The organism is Amycolatopsis tolypomycina (assembly GCF_900105945.1).
In the GTDB taxonomy this organism is placed as follows: Bacteria; Actinomycetota; Actinomycetes; order Mycobacteriales; family Pseudonocardiaceae; genus Amycolatopsis; species Amycolatopsis tolypomycina.
Genome location: NZ_FNSO01000004.1, coordinates 2,462,192 through 2,476,786 on the forward strand (window position 1 = coordinate 2,462,192; position 14,595 = coordinate 2,476,786).

Consider the following 14,595-nt stretch of genomic DNA (forward strand, 5'->3'; position numbering starts at 1 on the left):
ACACGATGAAAAAGCTGCGGTTCGCCGCGGGGGTGCTGGCCGCCGTCACGCTGCTGACGGCGTGCGGCGCCAACGACACACCGGCGGGGCAGGGCGGCACCGTCAAGCCGGGCGGCAACCTCGTCCTGCTCAACGACGCGCCCTCGATCACGTGGGACCCGGCGAAGAGCTCGAACCTGGTCGTCACCACGCTCGGGCTGATCCACCGGCGGCTGACGTCGTGGGACGTCGCGCCCGGCAAGGACACCACGATCGTGCCCGACCTGGCCACCGACACCGGACGGCCGAGCGACGGCGGCAAGACGTGGACGTTCACCCTCAAGGACGGCCTCAAGTACGCCGACGGCACGCCGATCAAGAGCGAAGACGTCAAGTGGGGCCTCGAGCGCTCGTTCGCGCCCGCGTTCTCCGGCGGTCTGGCCTACCACAAGGACCTGCTCTCGCCGGGCCTGGCGTACAAGGGCCCGTTCGAGGGCAAGGAGCTCGACTCCATCCAGACGCCGGACCCGAAGACGATCGTCTTCCACCTGGCCCGCCCCTACGGCGACTTCAACTGGGTGGCCAGCACCCCGGCCTTCTCGCCGGTGCCGAAGGGCAAGGGTGCCGAGGCGAACTACGGTGACCACCCGGTCGCGTCCGGCCCGTACCAGCTGGCGAGCTACGAGCGCGGCAAGTCGGCGAAGCTGACGCGCAACCCGAACTGGAGCCGCGACGAGGACAAGACGCGGCTGGCCAACCCGGACACCATCGAGTTCGAGCTCGGCCAGGACACCAGCGTCATCTCCAAGCGCCTGATCGACGACACGGGCACCGACCGCAACGCCTTCGGCATGTCGTTCGCCTCGCCCGCGCAGCTGGCCCAGATCCAGGGCAGCGCCTCGGCCAAGTCGCGGCTGGTGACGTCGGAATCCGGGGCGCTGGCCTACCTTTCGCTGAACACCCAGCGCGGCAACCTGACGAACCCGAAGGTGCGCCAGGCCTTCCAGTACGCCGTCGACAAGGCCGCCTACCAGGTCGCCAGCGCGGGCAGCGCCCAGCTGGCCGGCGACGTCGCCACGACGCTGATCACGCCGGGCCTGCAGGGCCGCGAGCAGTACGACCTGTACCCGGCGCCGCCGTCCGGTGACGTGGCCAAAGCCAAGCAGCTGCTGGCCGAAGCGGGCTTCCCGAACGGCATCGACGGCCTGGTCCTGGCCACCCACAACGAAAACGGCTACCCGGAGAAGGCAGCGTCGATCCAGGCGTCGCTGGCCCGGGCGGGCATCAAGATCACCATCAAGCCGCTCGACGAGGACACCTACACGTCCGAAGTGGACACCAAGGGCCTCTCGGACTACGACCTGACGCTGACCTCGTGGCAGCCGGACATCCCGTCGGCCAACGCGAACATCCAGCCCCTGTTCCAGTCCACCGAGATCGGCAACGGCGGGTACAACGAATCCCGCTACAACAACCCCGAGGTCGACAAGCTGATCGCCGAAGCACAGGCCACCGTGGACCCGGCCGAGGCCGGGAAGAAGTGGGCGGCGCTGGACAAGAAGATCCTCGCCGACTCGCCCGTGGTGCCGCTGATCTACACCCGCAACTCGTTCCTGCACGGTTCGCAGGTCGGTGACGTCCAGATCGGGCGCTTCCCGGCCTACGTCGACTACCGCAAGTTCGGGATCATCCAATGAGCGGAGCCGGGCTCCTGCGGCTGCACGACGTCGCGGTCTCGTTCGGGGACGTCGAAGCCGTCCGCGGGGTCGGCTACGAGGTCCACGCGGGCGAAGTCGTCGCCGTGGTCGGGGAGTCCGGCTCCGGCAAGACGGTCACCGCGATGTCCCTGCTCGGCCTGCTCCCGCCCACGGCCCGCGTCACGGGCCGGGCGGAGCTGGCCGGGCGGGACCTCTACGCGCTGACCCCGGCCGAGCTGCGGGAGGTCCGCGGCGGCGACGTCGGGATGGTGTTCCAGGAGCCGATGAGCGCGCTGAACCCGGTGTTCACCATCGGGGACCAGCTCGTCGAGGCCATCCGGACGCACCAGCCGCTCGCGGCACCGGCCGCCCGGGAGCGGGCGATCGAGCTGCTCACCCTGGTCGGGCTGTCGGACCCGCGGCAGCGGTTCCGGTCCTACCCGCACGAGCTGTCCGGCGGGCAGCTGCAGCGCGTCGTCATCGCGATGGCGGTGGCGAACGAGCCGAAGCTGCTCATCGCCGACGAGCCGACCACGGCGCTGGACGTCACCGTGCAGGCGGAGATCCTCGAGCTGCTGCGCGACCTGCGCGAGCGGCTGGGCACGGCGATCCTGCTGATCACGCACGACATGGGCGTGGTCGCCGACCTGGCCGACCGGGTGGTCGTGATGCACGACGGCCGCGTGGTCGAGCAGGGCCCGGTCGAGACGATCTTCGCCGCGCCGGCCGAGGAGTACACGCGGGAGCTGCTCGGCTCGGTCGTCTCGCTCGGCAGCGCGGTCACCACGCACCCGGTGGCGTCGATCCCGGACGTCCCCGCCGTGGCACCGCTGCTGCGCGTGGAGAACCTGTCGGTCACCTACCGCGGCCGGTTCCGCACCCTGTCCGTGCACGCCGCCGCGGGCGTGAACCTGCACGTCGAGCCGGGTGAGGTGCTCGGCCTGGTCGGCGAGTCCGGCTCGGGCAAGAGCACGGTGGCCCGCGCGGTCGCGGGCCTCCTCGCGCCGTCTGCCGGTTCGGTCCGCATCGGCGACGCGGACATCACCCGGGTCCGCGGCCGGGCGGCGAAGGCGCTGCGCCGCCGCGTCGGCGTGGTGTTCCAGGACCCGCTGTCGTCGTTGAACCCGCGTACGACGGTGGGGGAGAGCGTCGCGACGCCGCTGCGGCTGCACGGCGCAGTCCGGTCGTCCGAAGTGGACAAACGAGTCGCGGAACTGCTGTCCGCGGTCCAGCTGTCGCCGTCACTGGCGGGCCGGTACCCGCACGAGCTCTCGGGCGGCCAGCGGCAGCGGGCGTGCATCGCGCGGGCCCTGGCGTTGCGCCCGGACCTCCTGGTGGCCGACGAGCCGACGAGCGCACTCGACGTGACGATCCAGGCCCGGATCCTGGATCTGCTGCGGGAACTGCGGCAGGAGTTCGGGTTCGCGTGCCTGTTCATCAGCCACGACCTGGCGGTGATCGAGCAGCTCGCGGACCGGGTCGCGGTGATGCACCAGGGCCGGGTGGTGGAGCAGGGGCCGGCGAAGGAGGTGCTGACGGCACCGGCGCACCCGTACACGCAGCGGTTGCTGTCGGCGGCGCCGGTCGCGGACCCGCAGGCCCAGCGCCGGCGCCGCGAAGCCTGGCGGCAGCTGCGCTAAGCCACCACGCTTTCCGGACGCGGGAGACCGAGCGACGCCCGCAGCGTGGCTCCCGGCGCGGGTGGTGTGAGCAGGCCTTCGGCGCGCAGCGCCGGCAGCACCTCGCCGGCCGGCGCCGGCAGCTCGGCGGCCGGGTCCGCGAAGTGCAGGCGGACGCCGTCGACGCTCGTGGCGAGCCAGCCCAGCAGCTCGGTCAGGCCGGGCGCGGACCCGGTGTAGCGCAACCGGTCCCCGGATGGCCGGCGGCCTGCCTCGCCGAGCCGGACCTCGACCTCGGCGAAGACCAGCGGGGCCCCGGTGTCGCGGGCGCGCCGGGCGCGGGTGCGGACGTCGTCGAGTCCGGTGCCGCCCACCAGCACGATGTCCGGGCGCACGGCCCCGGCCAGTGCGTCGGACGCGCACACCACCAGCCGGCCTTGCGGTGGCCGCCGGGTGATCGGCGGGTCCTGGTTCTCGATCACGGCGTCGTCGTCCCAGGAGTCCCACAGCCGGCGCACGACTTCGACGACCTCGGCCGCTTCGTGGTGCAGTGCGCCGGGGCCGACCACCCAGGCCGCGCGCCCGTGCGAGGCGTGGTCCAGGCTCGCCAGCCGCGCGGCCAGGTGCAGCGGCTCGGCCGTGGTGACGTTCACCGCGAGTCCGAGCCGGTCGGTCCGCGTGGCGACGTAGGCGGCGCGGGTGACCGCGTCGAGCCGCGGGGAGTCGTCGAAGGTGGCGAAGGTGAACCCGGCCCGTTCGGCGGTCATGGCGGTGCCTGCCGGCGCGCCGGGGGACAGCTCCACGGCGACGTGCAGGCTGCGAGAAGTCATGGCTCCACAGCTATCCGGTGCGCCGCCGCGGCGCACGCACGTTCAGGATGTGGACCGGCGGACGGTGGACACAGCACAAAATCCTTGCGTGTCAAGGGTGTCTCGCCGCGGTGCCAGAAGCTGGGACGCCGGTTCGCGGAGTGGGACGGCCGCCAGCGCATGGCTAGCGTCGCGTTCCGAAAGCGCAACCGCTCCCCGCTGGAGGCCGTCCGGTGTCCCCTCTTTCCCGCGCCCGCAACGCCGCGGCCCTGCTCGCCCTGCCCGTGCTGCTGACCGCCTGCTCCGCGGCGGGCACTGAATCCGCCACCGACGCCGGGCCGCCTAAGCCGGGCGGCATCCTGCGGCTCGGCATCTCCTCGGCGCCCGACTGCATCGACCCGCAGCAGACCGCCACGAACGCGTCGATCAACGTCGCCCGCCAGCTGGTCGACTCGCTCACCGACCAGGACCCGAAGACCGGCGAGATCAAGCCGTGGCTGGCCGAGAAGTGGGACGTCAACGCCGGCTCCACGGCGTTCACCTTCCACCTGCGGCCCGGCGCGACCTTCTCCGACGGCAGCCCGGTCGACGCCGCCGCCGTCAAGACGAGCTTCGACGGCATCAAGGCCCTCGGCACGAAGGCCCAGCTCGGCTTCGGCTACCTGGCCGCCTACAAGGGGTCGGCCGTCGTCGACCCGCAGACCGTCCGCCTCGACTTCTCGGCACCCAGCGCCCAGTTCCTCCAGGCCAGTTCGACCGTCTCGCTCGGCGTCCTCGCGCCCGCGGCGTTCAAGAACACCCCGGAACAGCGCTGCCAGGGCACCGGGCTGATCGGCTCCGGGCCGTTCGTGTTCGAAAGCCTGAAGCAGAACCAGGAAATCGTGCTCGCCAAGCGGAAGGGCTACGCCTGGGGCTCGTCGCTGTTCAAGCACCGGGGCGAGGCCTACCTGGACAAGATCGACTACAAGATCGTGCCCGAGCCCGGCGTCCGCACCGGCAGCCTCGCCTCCGGCCAGCTCGACGCGGCCACCGACATCCAGCCGGTCGACGAGCCGCAGTTCACCGGCAACGGCTTCAGCGAGAACATCCGGCCCAACCCCGGTGTCGTGTTCAACCTGCACGCCAACACCACCCGCGGGGTGCTCACCGACGAGAAGGTGCGCCAGGCCGTGCTCAAGGGCGTCGACCGCGCCGAGGTCGTGAACACCGTGCTGACGCCGAGCTACCAGGCCGCCACCAGCATCCTCGGCTTGGCAACGCCGCTGGCCAGCGACCTGTCGCAGCAGCTGGCGTACGACCAGAAGGGCGCGGCCGCGCTGCTGGACGGCGACGGCTGGGTGCCCGGCCCCGACGGGATCCGCGTCAAGAACGGGCAGAAGCTGAGCGCGTCCGTGGTGTTCTCGCCGGTGTTCAACCAGAACCGCAGCGTGCTGGAGCTGGTGCAGCAGCAGCTCCGCAAGATCGGCTTCGACCTGCGGATCGAGCAGCACACCACGGCCGAGACCACGCAGATCCAGCTGAGCGGCAACTACGACTTCCTCTGGTACAACGTGACCCGCGCCGATCCGGACATCCTGCGCAGCCAGTTCTCCACCAAGGCGGGCAACCGCAGCAAGCTCACCCCGGGCAACCCGCTGGACGCCGCCCTGGACGCCCAGTCGTCCACTGTGGACGTCGCGAAGCGCAAGCCGTCGGCCGACGAAGCGCAGAAGCTCATCGTCGAGCACGCCTACGCCGTCCCGGTGTTCGAGCTGACCCAGGTCGTCGCGCTGAGCTCGAAGGCGCACGCCGTCGACTTCGAGGCGTCGTCGCGGCTGCAGCTGTTCGACGCGTGGCTGTCGTGAGGCGCTACCTCCTCCGCCGCGCCGGGCAGGCGGTGTTCGTGCTGTGGGCGGCGTTCACGCTGTCGTTCCTGATCCTCTACCTGCTGCCGGGCGACGCCGTCTCGGCGAAGCTCGCCAGCGGCGAGGCGGGCTCGTCGGCGACGCCCGAGCAGCTCGCCGCCGCCCGCGCGGAGTACGGCCTCGACTCGCCGTTGCCCGTGCAGTACCTGAAACGGCTGGTCGCGGCCCTGCACGGCGACTTCGGCCGCAGCGTCGCGACCGGCGACGACGCCACGCACATGGTCGTCACGGCCCTGCCGCCGACGCTCACCGTGACCGGGCCGGCGCTGGTGTTCGCGGTGCTGTTCGGCGGCGGCTCGGCGTTCCTCGGCACGTTCACCCGGTTCCGCTGGCTGCGGCAGGCCCTGCTGTCCCTGCCGTCGCTGGCGATCTCGCTGCCGCCGTTCTGGGTCGGGCTGCTGCTGATCCAGTTCTTCTCGTTCCGGTTGCGGCTGCTGCCGGCGCTGGGCACGCAGGGCTTCTCGGCTTTGATCCTGCCCGCGGTCACGCTGGCCCTGCCGACCGGCGCGATCATCGGGCAGGTGCTGGCGAAGAGCCTGGCCACGCAGCAGGAGCAACCGTACGCGGAGATCGCGGCGGCCAAGGGCGCGAGCCCGCTGCGCGTCCACTTCGGACACCTCCTGCGCAACGCGGCCGTGCCGGCGCTGACCGTCGCCGGGGTGGTGGCGGGCAACCTCGTCGCGGGGTCGGTGATCACCGAGACGGTGTTCTCGCGCGACGGCGTCGGCCGGATCACCGCGGCCGCCGTCACCGCGCAGGACGTCCCGGTGGTGCAGGCGGTGATCGTGCTGGCGGCGCTCGTGTTCGTGGTGCTGAACCTGGTCGTCGACCTGCTGTACCCGCTGCTCGACCCGCGCATCGCGCGGACCCCGGAGGCGGTTCCCCATGGCTGAGCTGACCCTCCCGAAAGGGCACTTTCACGTGAAAGTGCCCCCGGGGCTCGTGCTGGCGCTGGCGGTGCTGGTGTTCGTGCTGCTCGCGGCGTTCGTGCCGGGCCTGCTGACCGGGTACGACCCGATCGCCGGCGTCCCGAAGGAACGGCTCCAGGGCCCGTCGCTGCAGCACCTGTTCGGCACCGACGAGACCGGCCGTGACGTCTACGCGCGGGTGATCCACGGTGCGGCGCTCTCGCTGCGGGCCACCGCCATCGCCGTGCTCGTCGCGCTGGTGGCCGGGTCGGCGCTCGGCCTGCTCGCCGGGTTCCGCGGCGGCTGGGCGGACACCGTGATCATGCGGATCGTCGACGTCTTCCTCGCCATCCCGCCGATCCTGCTGTCGCTGGCCCTGGTCACGGCGCTGGGCTTCGGCACGACGAACGTCGCGATCGCCGTCGGCATCGCGAACCTCGCGGCCTTCGCGCGGGTCATGCGCGCGGAGGTGCTGCGCGTGCGGACCGGCGTGTTCGTCGAAGCCGCGCGCGCCGGGGGAGTGCGCTGGTCCGGGGTGCTGCTGCGGCACGTCCTGCCCAACGCGGCGGGCCCGGTGCTCGCCCTGGCGACGCTCACCCTCGGCACGGCCGTGCTCGAGGTGTCCGCGCTGAGCTTCCTCGGCTTCGGCGCGACCCCGCCCACCCCGGAGTGGGGCGCGCTCGTCGCGGGCGGGCGCAGTTTCCTGGCCACGGCCTGGTGGATGACGACGTTCCCGGGACTGACGGTCGCGGCGGTGGTCCTCGCCGCCAACCGGCTGTCCCGCGCGCTGGACGGAGGCGACCGATGACCCTGCTGCGCATCGCGGACCTGGCCGTGTCGTACCGGGGAGTCCCGGCCGTCCACGACGTCGGCCTCGACGTCGGCGCCGGTGAAGTGGTCGCCGTCGTCGGCGAGTCGGGCTCGGGCAAGTCGACCACGGCCCACGCGGCGATCGGGCTGCTGCCGCGCGGCGGCCGCGTCGACGGCGGCTCGATCACCTTCGACGGCCGGGACCTGCTGACGCTGTCGTCCCGGCAGTGGCGTTCGGTGCGCGGACGCGAGATCGCGCTGGTGCCGCAGGACCCGGCGGTGTCGCTGAACCCGGTGCACCGGATCGGCGACCAGGTCGCGGAGGTGCTGAAGATCCACGGCCTCGCCGACCGGCGGACCGCTTCCCGGGAGGCGATCTCCTTGCTGGAGCGCGCGGGCGTGCCCCAGCCGGAGCTGCGGGCGCGGCAGTACCCGCACCAGCTTTCGGGCGGCCTGCGCCAGCGCGTGCTGATCGCGTCGGCGCTGGCCGGGCGGCCGAAGCTGATCATCGCGGACGAGCCGACCAGCGCCCTCGACGTCACCGTGCAGCGGCGGATCCTCGACCACCTGACGTCGCTGGCGGCCGAATCGGGCACGGCGATCCTGCTCATCACGCACGATCTCGGGGTGGCGGCCGACCGGGCGTCGCGGATCGTGGTGCTGTCGCAGGGTTGCGTGGTCGAGGAGGGTGCGTCGGTCGTCAGCGCGCCCACGCACCCGTACACGCAGCAGCTGATCGCGGCGGCGCCGAGCCTGTCGAGCGCGGTGCGGCCGCCCGCGCCTGCGGCCGAGCCCCTGGTGTCGGTGCGGGACCTGGCGAAGACGTTCGACGGCGGCATCCGCGCGGTCGACGGCGTCTCGTTCGACATCCCGCGCGGGCAGACCCTGGCCCTGGTCGGCGAATCCGGCTCGGGCAAGTCGACGACCGCGCGGATGGTGCTGCGCTTGGAAACGCCGTCGGCGGGCTCGATCGCGTTCGACGGCCAGGACATCACGTCCCTCGGTGGCGACGAACTGCGGCGGCTGCGGCGGCGGATGCAGATCGTCTACCAGAACCCGTACGCGTCGCTGAACCCGAAGTTCTCCATCGAGGACGTCGTCGCGGAGCCGTTGCGGGCGTTCCGGCTGCCCCGCACGCGCGTCCCGGAGCTGCTCGACCAGGTGGCCCTGCCGGCGTCGGTGGCCCGCCGGAAACCGGCGGAGCTGTCGGGCGGGCAGCGGCAGCGGGTGGCGATCGCGCGGGCCCTGGCGCTGAACCCGGACCTGGTGGTGTGCGACGAACCGGTGTCGGCGCTGGACGTCTCGGTGCAGGCCCAGATCCTGCGGCTGCTGGCGGAGCTGCAGTCCTCGCTGGGGTTGTCGTACTTGTTCATCTCGCACGACCTCGCGGTGGTCCGGCAGCTCGCGGACCACGTCGGGGTCATGCGCGCGGGCGCGCTGGTGGAACTGGGCCCGGCGGCGCAGGTGCTGGAACGGCCGGAAGCGGAGTACACGAAGGAACTGCTGGCCGCGATTCCCGGTCGCCGGTCATTTTCCCACCACGTGGATGCTTTTGCCGAGCCGTGCGGCCATGCCCCATTCTCCGGTCATGACCCAGTTCCACGAACCTCTGAAATTCGCTTATTGGGTGCCGAACGTCAGCGGCGGGCTCGTCACGAGTGACATCGAGCAGCGCACTGATTGGGGGTACGAATACAACCGGGATCTCGCGGTCATCGCCGAGAACAACGGGTTCGAATACGCGCTCACGCAGGTGCGCTACACCGCCAGCTACGGTGCCGCCTACCAACACGAATCGACCGGGTTCAGCCTCGCGCTGCTCCTGGCGACGCAGCGGCTGAAGGTGATCGCGGCCGTGCACCCCGGGCTGTGGCAGCCCGGGGTGCTGGCGAAGTTCATCGCCAGCGCGGACGTCCTCTCCGGCGGCCGGGCCGCGGTGAACGTGGTCAGCGGCTGGTTCAAGGACGAGTTCACCGGCCTCGGCGAGCCGTGGCTGGAGCATGACGAGCGCTACCGCCGGTCCGAAGAGTTCATCCGGGTGCTCAAGGAACTGTGGACCAACGACCACGCCGAGTTCGCCGGCGACTTTTACCGGATCCACGACTTCGACATCAAGCCAAAGCCCCTTTCGGGTGACGGGCGTCCGCATCCCGAGATTTTCCAGGGCGGGAACTCGACGGCCGCCCGCAAGCTGGCCGGCCGCGTTTCGGACTGGTACTTCAGCAACGGCAAGGATTACGACGGGTTCAGCGAACAGGTCGCCGAAGTGCGGGGTTACGCGGCCGAAAACAACCACGCCGTGCGCTTCGGCTTGAACGGTTTCGTGATCGCCCGCGAGACCGAAGCCGAAGCGCGGGACGTGCTGCGCGAGATCGTCGCCAAGGCCAACGTCGAAGCGGTCGAGGGCTTCCGCTCGGCGGTGCAGCAGGCCGGCAACTCGACGGCGGACAAGAAGGGCATGTGGGCGGACTCGGAGTTCGCCGACCTCGTCCAGTACAACGACGGCTTCCGCACCCGGCTCATCGGCACCCCGGAGCAGATCGCCGAACGCGCCATCGAATACAAGCGCCGCGGCGCGAGCCTGCTGCTGCTCGGCTTCCTGCACTTCCAGGAGGACGTCGAGTACTTCGGCCAGCACGTGCTGCCGATCATCCGGGAACTGGAGAAGGACCTCGACCGCGGCGCCGCGACGCCCGAACCCGTGGGGAGCCGAGCATGACCGACTGGATCGAACGCGCCCGCGAGGTCGCCGCCAAGCTCGCCGTCGACGCCGTCGAGCGCGACCGCCGCGGCGAGACCCCGTATGAGGAAGTCCGGCTGCTGAAGGACGCCGGCCTGGTCACCCTGCTCGGTCCGGCCGAGCACGGCGGTGGCGGGCAGACCTGGGAGACCGCGTACCGGGTGATCCGCGAGATCGCTCGTGCGGACGGCTCGATCGGGCAGCTGCTGGGCTACCACTACCTGTGGGCGTGGGCGGCCCGCCTGGTGGCCACGGACGCCCAGGTGGCGGCCGTCGAAGAGCTGTACACGACGGGCAACCTGTTCTTCGGCGGCGCGGTCAACCCGCGCGACTCCGACCTGACGATCACCGACGACGGCGACTCGATCGTCTACAACGGACACAAGTCGTTCTCGACCGGCAGCAAGGTTTCGGACCTGACGGTGCTGGAAGGTGTCCTGGCGGGGACCGAGGACCACATCTTCGCGATCGTCCCGTCCCAGCAGGAGGGCATCACCTTCCACGACGACTGGGACAACATCGGCCAGCGGCTCACCGAATCCGGCAGCGTGACGATCACCGACGTCCGGGTGCCCTGGGAGTCGGCGGCCGGTTACGTCGACCGCAAGTTCCGGCCACTGGTGTACAACACCCTCAACGTCCCGGCGATCCAGCTCGTCTTCACCAACTTCTACCTCGGCATCGCCCAGGGAGCATTGGCGACGGCACTGGCGTACACGCGGGACCACACCCGAGCCTGGCCGTACGGCGGCGACGACAAGCAGGCGGCGTCGGAGGAGTGGTACATCCTCGACGGCTACGGAGACCTGCAGGCCAAGCTGTGGGCGGCAGAGGCCCTGGTGGACAAGGCGGGCGCGGCGATCTCGCGCGTGCTCCACGCCCCGCGCGAAGAGCTGACGCCCGAAGCGCGGGGCGAGGTGGCGGTGCTGATCGCCGCGGCCAAGCAGCGCACGGTGGACACCGGCCTGGAGATCGGGACGAAGATCTTCGAGCTGACCGGCGCCAGGGCGAGCGCGTCGAAGTACGGGCTGGACCGCTTCTGGCGCAACCTGCGGACGCACTCGCTGCACGACCCGCTGCCGTACAAGCGCCGCGAGGTGGGTGAGTACGCACTGCTCGGCGAGTACCCGACGCCGACCTGGTACACGTGAGGTCACTCGGGGACGAGCGCGATCCGGCCGAACACGGCGCCGGTGTCGAGCTGCCGGTGGGCGTCGGCGGCCTGCCACAACGGCAGCACGTCGTGGACAACGGCGTCCACCTCACCGCGGCCCGCGGCGGCCAGCAGCTCGGCCGCCACCGTCCAGCGATCCTCTGTGGACACCGAATCGGCGCTGAAGACCGCGAACGACAGCGACTTCCGGAACGCCGTGAACATCTCCGCGACCAGCCGGGCCGGCGGCGGGCCCGCGACCACGCCCACCGTCACCACCCGCCCGTTGGGGTTGAGCCCGGCGAAGAACGAGGGCAGCTCGTCCCCGGCCGCGACGTCGAAGAGAACGTCGTGGCCGGTGGCGCCCTCGCCGGTGCGGTCCAGCACCCGGGTGGCGCCGAGCGCGCGCAGGCGGGCGCCGCGCCCGGCCGACGATGTCGTCACCGCGACCGTGCCGGTGCGGGCCGCGAGCTGGACCGCCATCACGCCGATGCCGCCGGCCGCGCCGCGGACCAGTACCGATTCGCCGGGGGCGAAGCGGGCGTGGCGGAGGCCGAAGTGGGCGACCACGCCGGAGCCCGCGACGGTCACCGCGTCGACCGGTGACACCTCCGGCGGCAGCCGCACCAGCGTTGCTGCCGGGGCGAGCACCTGCTCGGCGTAGCCGCCGCCCTCGCCGGTGGGGGCCCAGACGCGTGCGCCGGCCCATGACTCGTCGACGTCCGCGCCCAGTGCCGTGACGACTCCGGCGACCTCGCCGCCGAGGACGTGGCCGGGTTCGAAGCCGAACGCGGCGAGGGCGCCGCGGCGGATCAGCACGTCGACGCCGCCGACGCCGATCGCCTCGGGGGTGATCACCACCTGCCCGGCGGCCGGCCGCGGGTCGGGGAGGTCCACGACCGCCATGCCGCCGGGATCGCCGAACCGCTGTACCGCAACTGCTTTCACTGTCTTCTCCCTGAGTTCGAGGCGGCCGCGAACGTACCGGACGCCCCCGTCCGGTTCGGCTAAAGTGAGACGGTGACCGGCTCTTTGCCTCGGATCCGGCGTTCGGACGCCCGTGACAACCGCGAACGCCTCCTGGACGCGGCCCGTGCCGTGTTCGCCGCCGAAGGCCTGGCCGCGCCGATGCGGGAGATCGCCCGGCACGCCGGCGTCGGCCCGGCGACGCTGTACCGCCACTTCCCGACCAAGGAGCAGCTGTTCGCCGAGGCGTTCGGCGACCGGCTGCGGGCCTGCTACGCCGTCGTCGACGACGGTCTCGCCGACGCGGATCCGTGGCGTGGCCTGCGGACGGTGATCGAGCGGCTCGGCGAGCTCTACGCCCGCGACCGGGCGATGACCGCGGCGCTCATGGCGGCGTTCCCCGGCGCGCTGGACTTCACCGCCGACCGCGAGCGCGCCCTGAAATCGCTCGCCGAGCTGGTGCGCCGGGCCAGGGACGCGGGCCGGGTGCGGCCCGACACGACCCTGGACGACATCGTCCTCGTCCTGATGGCCGCCGGCGGCATCCAGGCGAGCTCGCCGGCGGCCCGGGTGGCCGCGGTGCGGCGGTTCACCACGATCGCGATCAACGGGCTCCGATCGACCCCGCGCGACTAAGTGGGACACTGTCCCGTATTGTAACCGGGACAACGTCCCATTTAAGGAGCTCCGCATGGCGATCACCTACGTGCTGGTCCACGGCGCCTGGCACACCGGACAGGCCTGGGCGCGGGTCGTGCCGCGGCTGGCCGCGAGCGGGCGGCCCGTGTTCACCCCCACGCTCACCGGCTACGGCGAAACCCGGCACCTGCTGACCCCGGACGTCGGCCTCCGCACGCACACCGCCGACATCGTGCGGCTGCTCGTCGACGCCGACCTGCACGACGTCGTCCTCGTCGGGCACAGCTACGCCGGCCTGGTGATCTCCGCGGTCGCCAACGAGGTGCCCGAGCGGATCGCGCGGCTGGTGTACCTCGACGCGATGGTGCCCGCGGACGGGGAAACCGGGCTCGACGTCATGCCCATCACCCGCAGCATGCTCGGCACCGGCTGGCGGGTGCCGCCGCTGCCCGAATGGCCCGCGCCCTTCGGCCTCTTCGGGGTGACCGACCCCGGGGACGTCGCCTGGCTGCGGACCCTGCTGTCCGACCAGCCGCTGCGCTGCCTCGAAGAGCCGGTCGCCCTGGACAACCCGGCCGCCGCCGGGATCCCGCGGACGCACATCCACTGCACGGTGAAACCGGCGGGGTTCGACCGGCGCCCGGTACCGCCGCGGCAGCCGAACGGCGAACCCGCGGACGTGCGCGAGCTGGCCGCCGGGCACGACTGCATGATCACCGCGCCGGCCGAGCTGGCCGCACTGCTGCTGGACGTCGGCGTGCCGGTGGGGGCCGGTAGCATGCGGTCGTGAGCGATTCCCGGACGGCGGCAGGGAAACCGCCGCGGCGTGCCGACGCGCGGCGCAACGCCGGGAACGTCCTCGAGGCCGCGGCCGCGGTGTTCGTGACCTCCGGCGTCGACGCGCCGATCCGGGAGATCGCCGCCCGGGCCGGGGTGGGGACGGCGACCATCTACCGCCACTACCCGACCCGGGCCGACCTCATCCTCGCCGTGTACCGGCTGCAGGTCGAAGCCCTGGCCGAGGCCGGGCCCGCGCTGCTCGCCGGCGAACCGGGGCCGCACCGGGCGCTGGTGCGGTGGATCGACCGGTTCGTCGACTTCGTCGTCACCAAGCAGGGGCTGGCGTCGGTGCTGCAGTCCGACGAACCCTGCTACGACCCGCTGCACACGTACTTCCTCGAGCGGCTCGTGCCCGTGTGCACGCAGCTGCTCGACGCCGCGGCGGCGGCCGGCGAGATCGTCCCCGGCCAGGACGCCCACGAGCTGATGCGCGGCGTCGGCAGCCTCTGCGCCGGCGCCGGGACCGCGGCGCCCTACGACGCGCGGCACCTGGTGCGGCTGCTGATCAACGGCCTGCGCCGGTCCTGAACC

General features: G+C 72.0%; 13 protein-coding genes. 11 read left to right on the forward strand and 2 right to left on the reverse strand.

Annotated elements, in window-relative coordinates; translation table 11 throughout:
• Positions 1 to 5: 5 nt before the first annotated feature.
• Positions 6 to 1,676 (forward strand): ABC transporter substrate-binding protein, encoded by a 1,671-nt coding sequence (locus BLW76_RS21315; RefSeq protein WP_091310093.1) that lies wholly within the window; start codon positions 6 to 8, stop codon positions 1,674 to 1,676.
• Positions 1,673 to 3,316: an ABC transporter ATP-binding protein gene (locus tag BLW76_RS21320; protein WP_091310096.1), complete on the forward strand. Its 1,644-nt coding sequence runs from the start codon at positions 1,673 to 1,675 to the stop codon at positions 3,314 to 3,316. The genes BLW76_RS21315 and BLW76_RS21320 overlap by 4 nt, the downstream gene beginning before the upstream one ends.
• Here BLW76_RS21320 and BLW76_RS21325 read toward each other — a convergent pair.
• Positions 3,313 to 4,125 carry an LLM class flavin-dependent oxidoreductase gene (locus BLW76_RS21325; protein WP_091310098.1) on the reverse strand — a complete coding sequence of 271 codons (813 nt, stop codon included), beginning with the start codon at positions 4,123 to 4,125 and terminating at the stop codon, positions 3,313 to 3,315. The genes BLW76_RS21320 and BLW76_RS21325 overlap by 4 nt on opposite strands.
• A 212-nt stretch (positions 4,126 to 4,337) precedes the next feature.
• Here BLW76_RS21325 and BLW76_RS21330 point away from each other — a divergent pair, with 212 nt between their 5' ends.
• Genes BLW76_RS21330 through BLW76_RS21355 form a run of 6 tightly spaced genes read left to right on the forward strand, consistent with a single transcriptional unit; the run spans position 4,338 to position 11,617 of the window.
• Positions 4,338 to 5,948, forward strand: a complete 1,611-nt coding sequence (locus BLW76_RS21330) for an ABC transporter substrate-binding protein (protein WP_091310100.1) — start codon at positions 4,338 to 4,340, stop codon at positions 5,946 to 5,948.
• Positions 5,945 to 6,901, forward strand: a complete 957-nt coding sequence (locus BLW76_RS21335; RefSeq protein ID WP_091310103.1) for an ABC transporter permease — start codon at positions 5,945 to 5,947, stop codon at positions 6,899 to 6,901. Before BLW76_RS21330 ends, BLW76_RS21335 begins: the two co-directional genes overlap by 4 nt.
• The gene (locus BLW76_RS21340; protein WP_091310104.1) at positions 6,894 to 7,724 is read left to right on the forward strand and encodes an ABC transporter permease; all 831 of its coding nucleotides are present in this window, start codon (positions 6,894 to 6,896) and stop codon (positions 7,722 to 7,724) included. The genes BLW76_RS21335 and BLW76_RS21340 overlap by 8 nt, the downstream gene beginning before the upstream one ends.
• The gene (locus BLW76_RS21345) at positions 7,721 to 9,388 is read left to right on the forward strand and encodes a dipeptide ABC transporter ATP-binding protein (RefSeq protein ID WP_244170247.1); all 1,668 of its coding nucleotides are present in this window, start codon (positions 7,721 to 7,723) and stop codon (positions 9,386 to 9,388) included. Before BLW76_RS21340 ends, BLW76_RS21345 begins: the two co-directional genes overlap by 4 nt.
• Positions 9,315 to 10,445, forward strand: a complete 1,131-nt coding sequence (gene sfnG, locus BLW76_RS21350; protein ID WP_091310108.1) for a dimethylsulfone monooxygenase SfnG — start codon at positions 9,315 to 9,317, stop codon at positions 10,443 to 10,445. Before BLW76_RS21345 ends, sfnG begins: the two co-directional genes overlap by 74 nt.
• The gene (locus tag BLW76_RS21355; protein ID WP_091310110.1) at positions 10,442 to 11,617 is read left to right on the forward strand and encodes an acyl-CoA dehydrogenase family protein; all 1,176 of its coding nucleotides are present in this window, start codon (positions 10,442 to 10,444) and stop codon (positions 11,615 to 11,617) included. The genes sfnG and BLW76_RS21355 overlap by 4 nt, the downstream gene beginning before the upstream one ends.
• A gap of 2 nt (positions 11,618 to 11,619) precedes the next feature.
• Here BLW76_RS21355 and BLW76_RS21360 read toward each other — a convergent pair whose 3' ends face one another.
• Positions 11,620 to 12,567, reverse strand: a complete 948-nt coding sequence (locus BLW76_RS21360) for an alcohol dehydrogenase catalytic domain-containing protein (RefSeq protein WP_167384670.1) — start codon at positions 12,565 to 12,567, stop codon at positions 11,620 to 11,622.
• 84 nt (positions 12,568 to 12,651) lie between these two features.
• Between BLW76_RS21360 and BLW76_RS21365 the strand changes: the two genes are divergently transcribed.
• From BLW76_RS21365 to BLW76_RS21375, 3 genes are read left to right on the forward strand one after another with little or no spacing between them, the layout of a single operon-like run.
• Complete coding sequence (locus BLW76_RS21365) at positions 12,652 to 13,221, forward strand: TetR/AcrR family transcriptional regulator (RefSeq protein ID WP_091310114.1); 570 nt, start codon at positions 12,652 to 12,654, stop codon at positions 13,219 to 13,221.
• A 55-nt stretch (positions 13,222 to 13,276) separates the two neighbouring features.
• Positions 13,277 to 14,014: an alpha/beta fold hydrolase gene (locus tag BLW76_RS21370; RefSeq protein WP_091310117.1), complete on the forward strand. Its 738-nt coding sequence runs from the start codon at positions 13,277 to 13,279 to the stop codon at positions 14,012 to 14,014.
• Complete coding sequence (locus BLW76_RS21375; RefSeq protein ID WP_091310119.1) at positions 14,011 to 14,592, forward strand: TetR/AcrR family transcriptional regulator; 582 nt, start codon at positions 14,011 to 14,013, stop codon at positions 14,590 to 14,592. The genes BLW76_RS21370 and BLW76_RS21375 overlap by 4 nt, the downstream gene beginning before the upstream one ends.
• The last annotated feature ends 3 nt before the right edge of the window (positions 14,593 to 14,595 follow it).

Coding starts and splice junctions, on each gene's coding strand:
- BLW76_RS21345 (WP_244170247.1), top strand. CDS start 7,721: ATGACCCTGCTGCGCATCGCGGACCTGGCCGTGTCGTACCGGGGAGTC.
- BLW76_RS21340 (WP_091310104.1), top strand. CDS start 6,894: ATGGCTGAGCTGACCCTCCCGAAAGGGCACTTTCACGTGAAAGTGCCC.
- BLW76_RS21370 (WP_091310117.1), top strand. CDS start 13,277: ATGGCGATCACCTACGTGCTGGTCCACGGCGCCTGGCACACCGGACAG.
- BLW76_RS21355 (WP_091310110.1), top strand. CDS start 10,442: ATGACCGACTGGATCGAACGCGCCCGCGAGGTCGCCGCCAAGCTCGCC.
- BLW76_RS21315 (WP_091310093.1), top strand. CDS start 6: ATGAAAAAGCTGCGGTTCGCCGCGGGGGTGCTGGCCGCCGTCACGCTG.
- BLW76_RS21320 (WP_091310096.1), top strand. CDS start 1,673: ATGAGCGGAGCCGGGCTCCTGCGGCTGCACGACGTCGCGGTCTCGTTC.
- BLW76_RS21325 (WP_091310098.1), bottom strand. CDS start 4,125: ATGACTTCTCGCAGCCTGCACGTCGCCGTGGAGCTGTCCCCCGGCGCG.
- sfnG (WP_091310108.1), top strand. CDS start 9,315: ATGACCCAGTTCCACGAACCTCTGAAATTCGCTTATTGGGTGCCGAAC.